The organism is Pseudomonas poae (genome assembly GCA_028869255.1).
In the GTDB taxonomy this organism is placed as follows: domain Bacteria; phylum Pseudomonadota; class Gammaproteobacteria; order Pseudomonadales; family Pseudomonadaceae; genus Aquipseudomonas; species Aquipseudomonas poae_C.
In genome coordinates this window covers 1,455,794-1,469,728 of the sequence record CP110972.1, presented here as the reverse complement: position 1 = coordinate 1,469,728, position 13,935 = coordinate 1,455,794, and the positions used below count along the sequence as shown (strand labels likewise).

The window sequence follows — 13,935 nt, the reverse complement described above, 5'->3', positions numbered from 1 at the left end:
CAAATTCCTAGGAGGCAAGGTTGAGGTGGCAGGCGCTCAAGTGGTCGGGTGACACTTCTCGAAGCGGCGGGATTTCTTCACGGCAACGCGCCGTGGCATGTGGGCAACGCGGGTGAAAGTGGCAACCCGTGGGCGGGTTCAAGGGGCTCGGGATTTCGCCGCGAATCGCCTGGTACTGGCTGCGGCGCAATTCGAACTTGGGGATCTGCGCCAGCAACGCCTGGGTGTAAGGGTGATTGGCGCGGGCGAACAATTCGCCCACCGTTGCCGACTCCACCACCCGCCCGAGGTACATCACCACCACGCGGTCGCAGAGGTGTTCGACCACCCCCAGGTCATGACTGATAAACAGGTAAGTCAGCCCCAGTTGCTCGCGCAGGTCCATGAACAGGTTGAGGATCTGCGCCTGGATCGACACGTCCAGCGCCGCCACCGACTCGTCGCACACCAGCAACTGCGGCTGCACCGCCAGGGCGCGGGCGATGCCGATGCGTTGGCGCTGGCCGCCGCTGAACTGGTGCGGATAACGCTGGCGCAGCTCGGGGCTCAGACCGGCGCGGCGCAACTGCGCGCTGACGTATTCGTCAAACCCCGCACGGTCGGTGAAGCCCTGGCGCAAAGCACCTTCACCGACAATGCGGTCGACCCGCAGCCGTGGGTTGAGGCTGGCGTAGGGGTCCTGGAAGATCATCTGCACCTTGAGCTTTTGCGCCGGGCTCAATGCCTGCATGGGCTGGCCGTCCACCGTGACACTGCCGCCGGAGGTGGGCAGCAGGCCCGCGACCATGCGCCCCAGAGTGGATTTGCCGCAGCCGGACTCCCCTACCAGCCCCACCACTTCGCCTCGGGCAATGCGCAGGTCGACGCGGTCCACCGCGTGAGTCTGCGGGCGGGTACGGCTCAGGCCCAGACGTTGCAGCACGCCGCCAGGCGCCTGGCCAAACTGTTTGCTGACCTGACGCAACTCGATCAGCGGCACGGGTTCATTGGCCATGGGCAACTCCTGGATGGAAGCAACGCACAGTGCGTCCGGGTTCGATTTCAAGGGCCTGCGGCTGCTCGATACAGGCACTGCTGACACGGCTGCAGCGCTCGGCAAATGCACAGCCGGCGGGCATCGACAGCAGGTCGGGGGCCATCCCCGGAATCTGGCGCAAACGCTGACCGCGCTGATTGCGGCTCGGCAGGCTGTCGATCAAGCCTTGGGTGTAGGGGTGCAACGGCCGGTCGAGCACCGCGTCCACACTGCCCTGCTCCACGATGCGCCCTGCGTACATCACCGCCACGTCGTCGGCCAAGCCTGCGACCACCGACAGGTCATGGGTGATCCAGATCAGCGCGGTGCCCTGTTCGCGCACCAGTTTCTGCACCTCGCCGAGAATCTGCGCCTGGATGGTCACGTCCAGCGCCGTGGTCGGTTCATCGGCGATGATCAGGTCGGGGCGATGCAACAACGCGATGGCAATCGCCACCCGCTGGCGCATGCCGCCGGACAATTGATGGGGGTAGGCCCGCAGGCGCTCTTCGGGGCTGGCAATGCCCATCGACGCCAGCGTGTCGCAGGCATGTTGGCGCGCTTCGCGTTTACTCATCGGGTTGTGGGCACGCACCGCCTCGACCATTTGCGTGTCGATGCGCAGCACTGGGTTGAGGGTCATCATCGGGTCTTGAAAGATCATCGCGATACGGTTGCCCTGCAACTGCCGCAATTGGGCCGGGCGCAAGCGGGTCAGATCACGCCCCTGGAACAGGATCTCGCCACCGCTGATGCGCCCCGGTGCATCCACCAGCCCAAGGATGGAAAAGCCGGTGACGGATTTACCCGACCCCGACTCCCCCACCAGCCCCAGAATTCGCCCCGGCTGCAGACGCAGGGATACGTCGCGCACCGCCGGCAGGATGCCGTCGCGGGTATGAAAAGACGTCGACAGGTTGCGCACCTCAAGGGTCGCCGGCAGTACTGCGTTTTCCAGCGCGTTCATCGTTGCAACCTCGGGTTGAGCACATCACGCAGGCGATCGCCCACCAGGTTGATCGCGACGATGGTCAGCAGCAGGGCCAGGCCGGGAAACACACTGATCCAGTATTCGTCGCCGAGCATGAACTGGAAGCCATTGGCGATCAGCAGGCCCAGGGACGGCTCGGTAATCGGTACGCCCAGGCCAAGGAACGACAGGGTCGCTTCCAGGGTGATGGCACGGGCAATCTGCAAAGCGCCGATCACAATCAACGGCGGCAGGCAATTGGGCAGAATGTGCCCGACCAGGATGCGCCAGCGGCTGATGCCCTGGCCGCGTGCGGCCTCGACGTATTCACGGCGGCTTTCCACCAGCGCCTGGCCACGCGCCGTACGGGCGTAATACGCCCACTCCAGCACCACCAGGGTCAGCACCACATTGCCCACGCCTTTGCCCAGCCAGGCCAGGATCATCAGCGCCATGAGGATGCCGGGGAACGACAACAACAGGTCCACCAGGCGCATCAGCAACGCATCCACCCAACCGCCGGCATACGCCGAAATCAACCCGAGCAAGGTGCCGATCACCGCCGCGATCAACGCCGACCCGACCCCCACCAGCAAGCTGATACGCAGGCCGTAGACAATCGCCGAGTACAGGTCGCGGCCCTGCCCGTCGGTACCCAGCCAATAGGTGTAATGCCCTTCGCTGCTACTGGCGCCAGGGGCCAGGCGCGCATCCAGCACATCCAGTTGCATCAGGTCATAGGGGTTTTGCGGGGTGATCCACGGCGCAAGCAACGCCGCCAGCACGATCACCGCCAGAATCAGCAGGCCGACAATGGCCATGGGCGAACGCAGAAAATCCAGTGCACCACGCTGCCATAACGATTCCACGCGGATCATTGCGCACCTTCCAGCCGCACACGCGGATCGAGCAGGCGGTACAGCACGTCCACCAGCAAGTTGAGGGTCACGAAAATCACCACGACCACCATCAGGTACGCCACCACCACCGGCCGATCGAGGCTGTTGATGCTGTCGAGGATCAGCTTGCCGGCGCCAGGCCAGGCGAAAATGCTCTCCGTGACCACCGCGTAGGCGATGGTCGAGCCCAACTCCAGGCCGAGCACCGTCACCAGCGGGATCAAAGTATTGCGCAACACATGCATAAGGGTCACTCGCAGCGGTGACAGGCCCTTGGCCCGGGCGAACTTGACGAAGTCCTGGGGCAGGATTTCGCGCACGCCGGCACGGGTCAGGCGCAGCACCAGGGAGATTTTGAACAGTGCCAGGTTCAGCGCCGGCAGCAGCAAGTGCTGCCAGCCGTCGAGGGTCAGCCAGGACCATTGAATGCCCAGCCACTCGCGGGTGGCCCCGCGACCACTGGCGGGCAACCAGCCCAGGTGCACCGAGAACAGCATGATCAGCATCAGCGCGACCCAGAACGACGGCAGCGAGAAACCGACGATGCTGGCGCTCATCATCAGCCGTGAGGCGAGGTGATCGGGGTACAACCCGGCAAACAGTCCCAGCGGCACACCGATCACAATCGCCATGAGCAAGGCGCTGAAGGCCAGTTCGAAGGTCGCCGGCAAACGCTGCAGAATCAACTGCAACGCGTCTTCGTGATGCACGAAGCTTTTGCCCAGGTGCCCGTGCAACGCGCCATCGAGAAACGTGAGGTATTGCTGCCACAGCGGCTGGTCCAGGCCCAGGCGTGCAATGGCTTGCAAGCGTTCGGCCTGGTTGAGGTCTTCGCCGATCAGGATATCCACCGGGTTACCGATGGCGTTGAGCCCGACGAACACAATCAAGGTCATCAGCAGCATCACCAGCACGGCCTGGCCCACGCGCCGCAGCAACCATGCCGTCATGTGCGCCGCTCCTCGGCGCGCAGGCTGCCGACCTGCCATTCATCACCTTGCAGTTCGGGCTCGGCGTAGGTTTGCATCGCGGCAAAGTGCAACGCGACGTCGTCGTTGAACAACTGCCCCGCCAGGCCCTGGGCCATGCGCTTGGCGCCTTCGCTGATGGCCGGGATGTCCCCCGACACGCCGCCGTAGGTCAGCGCCGCCGGGTAGCTGAAGCAGTGCACGCGGTCCAGCCCGGGGCAGGCACCGGGGATGCGCGGCTGGAATTCGAACAGCGGACCGAGGTCCGGCAGTTGCGACAGCTCCAGGTCTTCCTGGCCCGCAGGGGCGGTGAAGCGGTCGCGCCAGAGCTTGATATGCGGGGCGAACGGCGAGAACTCCGGGCGCAGGTCAAGGTTGCTGCGAAACCCCGTGGCGAACACCAGAAAGTCATAGCTCAACCGCGCCGCAGGGGTGTGCAGCAACAGGCTGCCATCGGCTTGCACCGCCACCGATTCGATCGGGCTGCCCAGCAAAAACCGCGCATTGACGTGACGCGACACACGCAAGGTGCTGCCATGCGGCGGCGGTACCTGTTGCAGGTTCAAGTAGTGGCGGATGCTCCATTTCCAGTCGTCCGGCAAGCGCCAGTAACCGTGGGTCATGCCGGGGCTGCCGGCGCCCTTGCCCTTGTTGATGCGCGGCAAATCCTTGCGCCGCACCAACAGGTCGACGCTACGGGCACCAGCTTCCAGCGCCGTGCCGGCAGCGTCCATCGCCGAGGCGCCACCCCCAATCACTGCGACGCGCTTGCCAGCGAACCAGGCGTCCTGCAGGCCGTCGGCCGAATGCGCCCAGTACTCGCGAGGCAACTGGCGCGCCAGCTCGGGCACCCAGGGGCCGCCCAGACCGTCACGCCCGGTGGCCAGCACCACGTGCCGTGCGGAAAAAACCTGCGCCTGGCCCTGGGCCTCGATGTGCAACTCCACCCGCCCATCGGCCTGGGGTTGTACCCGGGTGACGCGGTGCTGGTTGCGCACATCCAGGCGCAGCACCTGGCGATACCAGCGCAGGTAGTCGGCCCATTGCAGGCGCGGGATCTTGTCCAGCGCCTCCCAGGCCGCCAGCCCGAACTGCGCCTGGAACCAGGCGCGGAATGTCAGCGCGGGCAGGCCCAGGGCCGGCCCGCTCAATTGCTTGGGCGAACGCAGCGTCTGCATGCGTGCCGTGGTTGCCCACGGCCCCTCGAAACCTTGTGGCGCCTGGTCGAACACCACCACGCGCACCCCCAGATGGCCGAGTTCGGCGGCCACCGCCATACCCGCCATACCGCCGCCGATCACCGCCACTTCAAGCAGTGGTCGGCCCTCGAGCTGGCGCGGTTTTACCCAGGGCTGTGCGGGAAGATCGAGCCACTCCAGGTCCTCGCGCAGGCGCGCTTCGAGGGCGGGTAGACCGATGGGGGCGGTGGTGTGCGGCATCGTTGAAGTACTCGATCAAGTGAGCGGGCACGCGGCCCGCAGAGGTTAAAAGTCGATGTTCAGGCGGCTGTAGTAGAACGCCCCGTAGGAACCGAACGGCGAGATCGACGAGTAGTAGGAACCGCCGGAGACGTCAGTTACGGTGTGCTTGTCGGGGTAGACGTTGAACAGGTTGTCGGCGCCCAGGGAGACCCGCACGTTGTCGGTCAGGGCATAGGTCACGTCGACATCGGTGATCCATTTGGCACTGAAGGTTTCATCCACCCCAGTGGTGCCGCTGCCCAGGCGCTTGACCTTGCCGTAGCGAGTGGCGCGTACGCCCACATCCCAATCGTTGACCTGCCAGTTGAGGCCGACGATGTATTTGCTCTTGGGGGTCAGGTCGGTGATGCCACCCAATTCGGTGCGCTCGAAACGTTGCAGGCCCAGGCTTTGCAGTTGCGACGGGTTGGCCTTGAGGTCGGTGATGGTCGCCTTGTTCCAGTTGGCCCCGACGTTCCAGCGCAGGCGGCCGAAACGGTCCAGGTGCTGGGTGTAGTCGGCCACCAGGTCCAGGCCCTTGGTGCGGGTGTCGAAGGCATTGGCGTAATACTGCACTTGCTGCACATGCGAAAAACCATTGGCGGCAAGAATCTGGTCGACCGCCGCGCCCGACAATGGGCTGATCAGCGCGATGCGGTCTTGCAGGTCGATCAGGTAGGCGTCCAGCGCCACGTTGAGGTCTTTGACCGGGGTCCAGGTCAGGCCGGCAGACACGCTTTGCGACTTCACCGGCTCCAGGTCTTCGGCGCCCAGGGCCCGGCCGATGGCCGAATAGGTCTGTACGCGTTTGATCATGATGTCCTGGGTGGTGTTACCCACGGTACGGCGGCCCAGACCGGTCTTGGCATAGCCCTGCTGCACCATCGAGGGTGCGACGAAACCGCTGCTGAGGGCGCCGCGTGCGGCGATTTCCGGGGTGAAGGCATAGCGCGTGGAGAGCTTGCCGGTCCAGGTATTGCCCGAGCTGTCGGTGTAGTGCTCAAAACGCCCGGCCGCGCCGACGAACCATTTATCGGTCACGTCCAGCCCCAGGTCGACGTAGGCCGCCGAGTTGCTGCGGCGCAGGTTTACTTCGTCTTCCGGCAGCAAGAGGTAGTTGCCCAGCGCGCCAATGGCCGCCAACTGGCCGGCACGCGGATGGCCGACCGGGTAGCGGTAGTTGCCGTTGCGGTAGGAGTCCACATCGCCGGATTCGGTGCGGTACTGCTCGAAACGGTACTCCAGGCCGGTGGCGAAGTTCAGCGGGTTACGCGTGCCGATATCGAGCTTGCGGTTGAAGTCCAGGTTGGTGGTCCACTGGGTGAACTGGTTGGTTTGCAAAGTGAAGTCGGTGGGGCTGGCCGTGCCCAGCGAAGGGTTGAGGTTGTTGTCGGTCATCTGCTTCTGGCGGTTGGCGCCATAGGAGGTGCTCAGGTCCCAGCCCCAGCCTGCCAGGTCATCACCACGGGCACCGAAGGTGCTTTGGTAATCGAGGCTTTCAAAGGTGAAATCCGGCGCGATGCCGTCCGGGTACAGCTCATTGATGATGGTGTTGGAATTGGGCCGCCGGAAACCAATGGACACCAGCGCGTCCTGCTTGCCCAGGGTGCTGAAGGAGTACAGCGCGGTCGAATCGTTGAGCGGTAACTCGGCGTTGTACGACAGGTTGATCTGCTCGATCTCCGGCAAGCCGCCGCCGTAGCTGCGCTTCTCCACGGTGTTTTCCCGTGGGTCGGGTTGGCCATTGACCGGGTAGTAGAACGCGCCGGTGGCAACCCCCGAACGTTTGGTGCTGTCCTGCTTCTTGGCGTCCAGCGCAAAGTTGAAGAACCCCTCGTTGGGCAGCGGCAAGCCGTAGTTGAACGTCTGCTGGTAGGTCTCGCCATTGGAGCCCACGCCGCTGGCGTAATGGGAACGGCGCCCGGCCATGGTGCTGGAGCTGCCACCGCTGCTGTCGGACTTGAGGATGATATTGATCACCCCGGCAATGGCGTCCGAGCCATATTGGGCGGCCGCGCCGTCACGCAGCACTTCCACGCGGTCGATGGCGCTGATGGGGATCAGGTCCAGGTCCGCCGGGTTCCAGCCTTCGACCAGTACCGAGTTTTCCGAGGCCACCGAACCACCGTGGCGGCGCTTGCCGTTGACCAGCACCAGCACGTAGCCACCGCCGAGGCCACGCAGGCCAGCCGCGCGCGCCACGTTGCTGTAGGCGCCACCGGTGACCTTGGCCACGTTGAAGGAAGGCAGCAGGTGCTCCAACGCATCGCGCAGCGCAGTGCTGCCGCCCTGCTTCTGCAGGTCCTCGCCACCGATCACGTCAATCGGCACGGCGCTTTGCGCCACCGTACGCTGGTTGCCACGGTTACCCACCGAGACCACGGTCTGCATGACCGGCTCGGCTTTCTTGCGTTCAGTGTCCTGCTCCTCCTCTGCCAACAGCGGCGTGGAAGCCAGGCACAGGCCGGTCAGCGCAAACGCTGCCGGTGAAAATAATGCAGTCGATGAAAAGCTGGGTTGCATCTGCGAACTCCCCGAGAAATCGCCAAAAGGGTGTAACTGGTCGTGCGGCGATTTGCCGAGGTCGGCTGGATGTCCGCGAAGCAAGATGAACTGGGTGAACAGTCATCAATTCGTTTTCGTTATTCATTGGCGCATTGAATGCGGTAAATGAATACTAAGGCGCATCACTTATTCCATCTACTAATTAATAGAGCTATGCATATCTCCAGATTGAATATAAAGCGTCAGCTGGCGTAGATACGCTGCATCAAGGCGTCATGGCGGTTGGCCGGATGGATAATCATGCCGGGCAGCAATTCCTGCGAGGACGCTTGCAGCGCCTCGATCAACGCCTGGGCAACGTCGGACAACGGGCTGGCGTAGGCCGAAATCAAGCCGAAGAAAAACGGGATGGTGCTTTCGATCGGCCGCACCACCACGCCACTGAGCGGTACGCCGAACGCGGTGAACGGGTCTACCAGCGCCACGCCCAGACCGGCACGGGCCATCTGCATGGCGGTCAGCGAGGTGTTGGTTTCGAGGATGTGCTGGGGCTCGGCGCCCACCTCCTCAAAAGCTTTGTTGATACGCCGGCGGAAACGAAACGGGTTGGAAATACTGATCAACGTGTGTTGCGCAAGGGTCTGCATGCTCAGCACCGACTCTGCCGCCAACGGTGAATCCTCGGGCAGCACCGCCACGCAGGACGCCTCCCCGATCCAGTGCACCTCAAGACCCCGATGCTCCAAGGGCAGGCTCACCACGCCGAGGTCGACGGTTTTGGCCAGCACCGCCTGCACCACGCCTTCGGGGGTCAGACTCTGGATCTGCAACTGCTGCGGCCGCAGATTCGCCGGCAAGCGCGCCAGCGCCGGAGGTACAAGCCCAGCCGCCAGGGCCGGCGTGGCAACTACGCGCAGGCTGAGGTTTTCGTCACGCGCAATATTCAACGCACGCTGCTGTACATGCCGCACGCCTTGCAGCGCGCTGTCCACGTCGGCAGCAAGCTTGAAGGCTTTCTGGGTGGGCGTGACTTTCGGCCCACTGCGTTCGAAGAGGGCGAAACCCAGCTCCTGCTCCAACTCCTGGATCAAACGCGTCACCGTCGGTTGCGAACGGCCAAGCATCTGCCCTGCACCGGTGACACTGCCTGCCGACATGACCGCGGCAAATGCTTCCAGTTGGCGTAAGTCCACCCGACTCTCCTTTGAAGTAACTGATGGCGGTGGAGTGTACACAGCGATACCGCTTCGGGGCAGGTCAGTCGATACTGTGCGCCGCCACCTTCCCTTTCGAGGCTGATTTTTAATGCGAAACCTGATCTTCGCCAGCGTGTGCCTGCTGGTCGGCTGCCAGCAAACCCCGCCGGCCAACGACCAACTCGACGCCGTGCTCTGGACCCAAACCTCCATCGAGCATGAACTGATCTACCGCCAGTTATTCGCCAATGCCACCCGCCAGCTCGACGTGGCGCTGGCCGATCCCGACTGGGACGCACTGCCCTTCCCGGCGCGCAACCTCAGCGGCCTGCCGCCGGCGGTGGTGGTCGACATCGACGAAACCCTGCTGGACAACGTGCCGCTCAACGCCCGCGACGTGGTCAACAACCAAATCTACTCCTACGACCGCTGGAACACCTGGGTTGACCAGGCCAAGGCTCAGGCGCTGCCGGGTGCGGTGGACTTTCTGCAAGCCGCCAGGCAAAAAGGCATCAAGGTCTACTACCTCACCAACCGCGAACACAGCCAGGTCGCGGCCACGGTGGAAAACCTGCGCCTGCGCGGTTTCCCGGTTGAGAGCACTGAACAAGTGCTCGCCGCCAGCACCCCCACCGGCCACTGTGAAAGCGCCGGCTACGGCAAGAACTGCCGCCGCCAATGGGTCGCCGGCCACGCCCGCGTGCTGTTGATGGCGGGCGACTCGCTGGGGGACTTCGTACAGGCCGACCACAATAGCCTCGCGGCCCAGCGCAAGGCGGTCGAACCCTATGTGAGCTGGCTGGGCCAACGCTGGTTTTTGCTACCCAACCCGACGTATGGCAACTGGTACAGCGCGCCGTACGCGGACAATGAAAAGCTGCCGTTCGAGCAAAAGCGCCAGCTCAAACAGCGTGCACTCGACCTGCAGGAATAGCCGCAAAACATATAACTGAAAGCGCACTCGACAGCACTTTAAATCATTAAACAGAAAGCATTTATCGCGTTTAAATATAAAAAACTCGCTTGGATGCTTTTTATGAACTTACGCACTGTCACCGCCCTCAGCCTTACTTTGCTACTGGCCAGCCCGGCCGTATTCGCCGGGCAAACCCTGGACCGCATCACCCAATCCAAGCAGCTGGTCGGTGTGTTGATGGAGAACTACCCGCCCTTCTCGTTCCTCAACGAGCAAAACCAGCTGGATGGTTTTGACGTGGACGTGACCAAAGCCGTGGCCGCCAAACTCGGCGTGAAGTTGAAACTGGAAACCCCGTCCTGGGAAGTCATCGCCGCCGGCCGCTGGAACGGCCGTTATGACGTGTGCATCTGCTCCATGACCCCGAGCGCCGCCCGTGGCCAGGTGTTCAACTTCCCGTTCGAGTACTACGCCTCGCCTGCCGTGGTGGTGGTGAATGCCGACGACAACTCGATCAAATCAGCAGCGGACCTCAGCGGTAAAAAAGTCGGTGTGGGCAGTGCCTCCACCTACGAAGCCTACCTGGCCAAGGACCTGGTGATCGAAGGCGCGAGCAAACCCATCGACTACCCGTTCAAGGCCGTGCAGGCGGTGCCCTATGACAACGAAACCATCGCCTTCCAGGACCTCGCACTCGGCACCGGCAAGCGCCTGGATGCCATGGTCACCAACCTGGTAACCGCCAAGGAACGCATCGACCACGACCCACGCTTCAAGATCACCGGCGAGGCGCTGTACGCCGAACCCAATGTGGTCGCCACCGAAAAAGGCGACGCGCAGTGGGATGCCAAGCTGACCCAGGTCCTGGCCGAGCTGAAAAGCGACGGCACCCTGGCGAAGATCTCGCAGAAATGGATCGGCTCAGACATCACCCAATGAGTGTATTCCCCACCCCACCGGCCGTGGTGAAACCACCGCCGGTCAAGCGCAAGCTGCTGTCATTCAAAGTACGCCTGTGGCTGACCTGGGCCGTGATGTTGTGCCTGTTCGCCGGGATGTTCCTGAGCTTCGACCTCAAATTCGCGATCGTCGCCGACAAGTGGCAGAACCTGGTGGGGCTGCACCTGTCACCCCAGGGCTTTCTGCAGGGCGCGGCGTTGACGCTGTTTTTGTGTTTCTGCTCGATCTGGCTGTCGTTGGCCCTGGGCTTCGCCACCGCCCTGGCGCGGTTGTCGGACAGCGCGGTGGCGTTCGGCGTCGCCAGCTTCTACGCCTCATTCTTTCGCGGCACGCCGTTGTTGATCCAGATTCTGTTGATCTACCTCGGCCTGCCGCAACTGGGCGTGGTGCCGGGCGCCATCAGTGCCGGGATCATCGCGTTGTCGCTGAACTACGGTGCGTACCTGAGCGAGATTTTCCGCGCAGGCATCCTCGGCGTGTCCCAGGGCCAACGTAACGCTGCGGCCGCGTTGGGCATGGGCCGGGCGGTGACGTTCTGGCAGATCGTGCTGCCCCAGGCCATGCGCACCATCATTCCGCCGACCACCAGCCAGTTCATCTCGATGCTCAAGGACTCCTCGCTGGTCTCGGTGATGGGCGTGTGGGAGGTGATGTTCCTCGCACAATCCTATGGTCGCTCGTCTTACCGCTACATCGAAATGCTCACCACCGCTGCCGTCATCTACTGGCTGCTCTCCATCGGCCTGGAATTGATCCAGGCCCGGCTGGAACGGCACTACGGCAAGGCTTATCTCCACGGGCGATAGTCTGTCGCCCCACCCTTTTGACCTGCAGGAAGCACCATGTCCGATCCTACCCCGCTGTTATTCGGCCTTTACGAACAAGCCAGTGTCGGCTGTGGCGGCGCGCCCAGCCTGTGGACCCACCCCGCCGACGAGCGCCTGGGCATCAACACCCTCAAGTACTGGTCGAACCTGGCCCGCACGGCGGATGAAGCCAACCTCGACCTGATGTTTTTCGGTGATGTGCTGGGCTTTTACGATGTGTTCGGCGGCAACGAGGCCGCCGCCTTGAAATGGGCCGTGGAAGCCCCCGCCAACGACCCGCTGACCATCATTCCAGCCCTGGTGGCCCTCACCGAAAAGCTCGCTTTCGGCGTCACCGTCACCACCACCTACGAGCATCCGTTTACCCATGCCCGGCGCTTCAGCACCCTGGATCATCTGTCGGACGGGCGCATCGGCTGGAACATCGTCACCTCGTACCTGTCCAGCGCCGCACGCAATTTCGGCCTGGAGCAGATGATCAAGCACGACGACCGCTACGAACGCGCCGAGGAGTTTCTCGACGTGGTCTACAAGCTCTGGGAAGGCAGCTGGGCCGATGACGCGGTGCGCGCCGACAAGCTGGCGCACACCTACGCCGACGGGTCGCGGGTGCGGCCGATCCTGCATGCGGGCGAGCATTACCGAGTGGCCGGGCCGCACCTCACGTCGCCATCGCCGCAGCGTACGCCGCTGCTGATCCAGGCCGGCTGGTCGGCACGCGGGCGGCAGTTCGCGGCCAAGCATGCGGAGCTGGTATTTATCGCCAAATCCAACCCACTGGAAATCCGCCAGGGCCTCGAAGACATCTGGCGCCAGGCCGAGGCCCGGGGCCGCCAGGCTGCGGACGTGAAGTCGCTGACCGTGCTGCGCATCGTCACCGCGCCTACCGCCATCGAGGCGCAGAAAAAATACGACACCCTGCAAAGCAATTATCACCTGCAAGCGCAACTGGTGAGCTACGCCGGCGACACCGGCATCGACATCAGCCGCTACGCCGACAACGAAGCACTCTCGACCCACACCGAAGGCATGACCTCCTACGTGATGAAACCCGACGGCAGCGGCAAACCGCTGACCGCCGGCGAGGTGCGCCAGCGCTTTGCCAACGTGACACGTGGCAGCGACCTGATCCTGGTCGGCACCCCGGAACAGATCGCCGACAAGATCGAGGAACACGCACGTATTTCCGGCACCAGCGGCTATATGCTCAACCCACTGATCAGCCCAGGCTCGCTGAATGACTTTGTCGAACTGGTGATCCCGGCGTTGCAAAAGCGCGGCCTCTACCGCACCACCGCACAAAGCGGCACGCTGCGCTCACGCCTGAGCGCCGACCACAATGACCGCCTGCCAAGCTCGGCATACGGCGCCTCGTTCCGGTTCGCGTAGCTTGCGCTGGGCTTTTGATCTTGATCTCAAACGCCCCATTAACCACGCTGGCCGCACCGAGCTTAAGCGAGGTGCCGAGTGGTGGGGCGAAGCGTTTTTGGTTACTTTTGGCTGGGCCGCATTCGGACTCTTCCAAAAGTGACCCGCTGTAAGAGCGGAGCCATAGGCCGCCGTTACCGCAGCCATGGATATGTACACCGCCACACCGCCTTCGCGAGCAAGCCCGCTCCCACACTTGGGCCGCGTGACACCCGTCAACTATTCGTCGGCAATCGAACCGCTATCGCAGGCAAGCCAGCTCCCACATTTGAATGAGTTCACACTCAAGCCAGGCGGCAATTTCAGTGCCGCAGCAACTTACGCAACGGCACACCATCCTTGAGCACCGGCGACTTGATCACGATATAGCTGAAGTACTTGGAAATGCCGATATTCTTGTCCAGCAAGCTTTCGACAACCTCCTGGTAATGCTGAATGCTGCGCGTCATAAAACGCACCAGGTAATCGTAACCGCCGCTGATCAGATGGCATTCAAGCACTTCATCCACCAAGCGGATATTGGACTCAAACTTGGCGAAGTCTTCGCGCTTGTGGTCGCTGAGGGTGATCTCGGTAAACACCGTGACCGAATCGGTGATCTTGGCCAGGTTCAAGTGCGCCTTGTAGCTGGAAATATACCCGGCCGACTCCAGCCGCTTGACCCGTTGCAGGCACGGGCTGGCAGACAAGCCCACGGCGTCGGCGAGGCTGACATTGGTCATCCGGCCGTCCTTTTGCAGTTCAACCAGAATGCTGATGTCGATCCGGTCCAGCTTTACTAGCCCTTCCAT

The 13,935-nt window shown here is 63.0% G+C and carries 12 protein-coding genes; 4 read left to right on the top strand and 8 right to left on the bottom strand.

The window, feature by feature from the left end; genetic code table 11:
• Positions 1-7 precede the first annotated feature (7 nt).
• From LRS56_06885 to LRS56_06855, 7 genes are all read right to left on the bottom strand, one after another.
• Entirely contained in the window at positions 8-994 is a 987-nt protein-coding gene (locus LRS56_06885) for an ABC transporter ATP-binding protein (protein ID WDU64219.1), read from the bottom strand.
• Complete coding sequence (locus LRS56_06880; GenBank protein WDU64218.1) at positions 984-1,982, bottom strand: ABC transporter ATP-binding protein; 999 nt, start codon at positions 1,980-1,982, stop codon at positions 984-986. The genes LRS56_06885 and LRS56_06880 overlap by 11 nt, the downstream gene beginning before the upstream one ends.
• A complete protein-coding gene (locus tag LRS56_06875) occupies positions 1,979-2,863 on the bottom strand; it encodes an ABC transporter permease (protein ID WDU64217.1) in 885 nt (294 codons plus the stop codon). The genes LRS56_06880 and LRS56_06875 overlap by 4 nt, the downstream gene beginning before the upstream one ends.
• A complete protein-coding gene (locus tag LRS56_06870) occupies positions 2,860-3,834 on the bottom strand; it encodes an ABC transporter permease (protein ID WDU64216.1) in 975 nt (324 codons plus the stop codon). The genes LRS56_06875 and LRS56_06870 overlap by 4 nt, the downstream gene beginning before the upstream one ends.
• Positions 3,831-5,291 (bottom strand): NAD(P)/FAD-dependent oxidoreductase, encoded by a 1,461-nt coding sequence (locus LRS56_06865; protein WDU64215.1) that lies wholly within the window; start codon positions 5,289-5,291, stop codon positions 3,831-3,833. The genes LRS56_06870 and LRS56_06865 overlap by 4 nt, the downstream gene beginning before the upstream one ends.
• 45 nt (positions 5,292-5,336) lie before the next feature.
• Positions 5,337-7,835, bottom strand: coding sequence for a TonB-dependent receptor (locus tag LRS56_06860; protein WDU64214.1), 2,499 nt, complete (start codon positions 7,833-7,835; stop codon positions 5,337-5,339).
• A 224-nt stretch (positions 7,836-8,059) separates the two neighbouring features.
• The gene (locus LRS56_06855) at positions 8,060-9,010 is read right to left on the bottom strand and encodes a LysR family transcriptional regulator (GenBank protein WDU64213.1); all 951 of its coding nucleotides are present in this window, start codon (positions 9,008-9,010) and stop codon (positions 8,060-8,062) included.
• A gap of 112 nt (positions 9,011-9,122) precedes the next feature.
• On the opposite strand from LRS56_06855, the gene LRS56_06850 reads away from it, so the two are divergent.
• The 4 genes from LRS56_06850 (at position 9,123) to LRS56_06835 (ending at position 13,105) form a co-directional block, all read left to right on the top strand.
• Positions 9,123-9,947: an acid phosphatase gene (locus LRS56_06850; protein WDU64212.1), complete on the top strand. Its 825-nt coding sequence runs from the start codon at positions 9,123-9,125 to the stop codon at positions 9,945-9,947.
• Positions 9,948-10,049: 102 nt separating this feature from the next.
• Positions 10,050-10,868 (top strand): transporter substrate-binding domain-containing protein, encoded by an 819-nt coding sequence (locus LRS56_06845; protein WDU64211.1) that lies wholly within the window; start codon positions 10,050-10,052, stop codon positions 10,866-10,868.
• Positions 10,865-11,695, top strand: coding sequence for an amino acid ABC transporter permease (locus LRS56_06840; GenBank protein ID WDU64210.1), 831 nt, complete (start codon positions 10,865-10,867; stop codon positions 11,693-11,695). Before LRS56_06845 ends, LRS56_06840 begins: the two co-directional genes overlap by 4 nt.
• A 36-nt stretch (positions 11,696-11,731) precedes the next feature.
• Positions 11,732-13,105 carry an LLM class flavin-dependent oxidoreductase gene (locus LRS56_06835; GenBank protein WDU64209.1) on the top strand — a complete coding sequence of 458 codons (1,374 nt, stop codon included), beginning with the start codon at positions 11,732-11,734 and terminating at the stop codon, positions 13,103-13,105.
• Positions 13,106-13,446: 341 nt separating this feature from the next.
• On the opposite strand, the gene LRS56_06830 is transcribed toward LRS56_06835, so the two are convergent.
• Complete coding sequence (locus LRS56_06830; protein ID WDU64208.1) at positions 13,447-13,935, bottom strand: Lrp/AsnC family transcriptional regulator; 489 nt, start codon at positions 13,933-13,935, stop codon at positions 13,447-13,449.

Excerpts from the sequence above, each read along its gene's own strand:
- LRS56_06885 (WDU64219.1), bottom strand. The coding sequence starts at position 994 with ATGGCCAATGAACCCGTGCCGCTGATCGAGTTGCGTCAGGTCAGCAAA.
- LRS56_06880 (WDU64218.1), bottom strand. The coding sequence starts at position 1,982 with ATGAACGCGCTGGAAAACGCAGTACTGCCGGCGACCCTTGAGGTGCGC.
- LRS56_06875 (WDU64217.1), bottom strand. The coding sequence starts at position 2,863 with ATGATCCGCGTGGAATCGTTATGGCAGCGTGGTGCACTGGATTTTCTG.
- LRS56_06870 (WDU64216.1), bottom strand. The coding sequence starts at position 3,834 with ATGACGGCATGGTTGCTGCGGCGCGTGGGCCAGGCCGTGCTGGTGATG.
- LRS56_06865 (WDU64215.1), bottom strand. The coding sequence starts at position 5,291 with ATGCCGCACACCACCGCCCCCATCGGTCTACCCGCCCTCGAAGCGCGC.
- LRS56_06860 (WDU64214.1), bottom strand. The coding sequence starts at position 7,835 with ATGCAACCCAGCTTTTCATCGACTGCATTATTTTCACCGGCAGCGTTT.
- LRS56_06850 (WDU64212.1), top strand. The coding sequence starts at position 9,123 with ATGCGAAACCTGATCTTCGCCAGCGTGTGCCTGCTGGTCGGCTGCCAG.
- LRS56_06845 (WDU64211.1), top strand. The coding sequence starts at position 10,050 with ATGAACTTACGCACTGTCACCGCCCTCAGCCTTACTTTGCTACTGGCC.
- LRS56_06840 (WDU64210.1), top strand. The coding sequence starts at position 10,865 with ATGAGTGTATTCCCCACCCCACCGGCCGTGGTGAAACCACCGCCGGTC.
- LRS56_06835 (WDU64209.1), top strand. The coding sequence starts at position 11,732 with ATGTCCGATCCTACCCCGCTGTTATTCGGCCTTTACGAACAAGCCAGT.
- LRS56_06830 (WDU64208.1), bottom strand. The coding sequence starts at position 13,935 with ATGGAAGGGCTAGTAAAGCTGGACCGGATCGACATCAGCATTCTGGTT.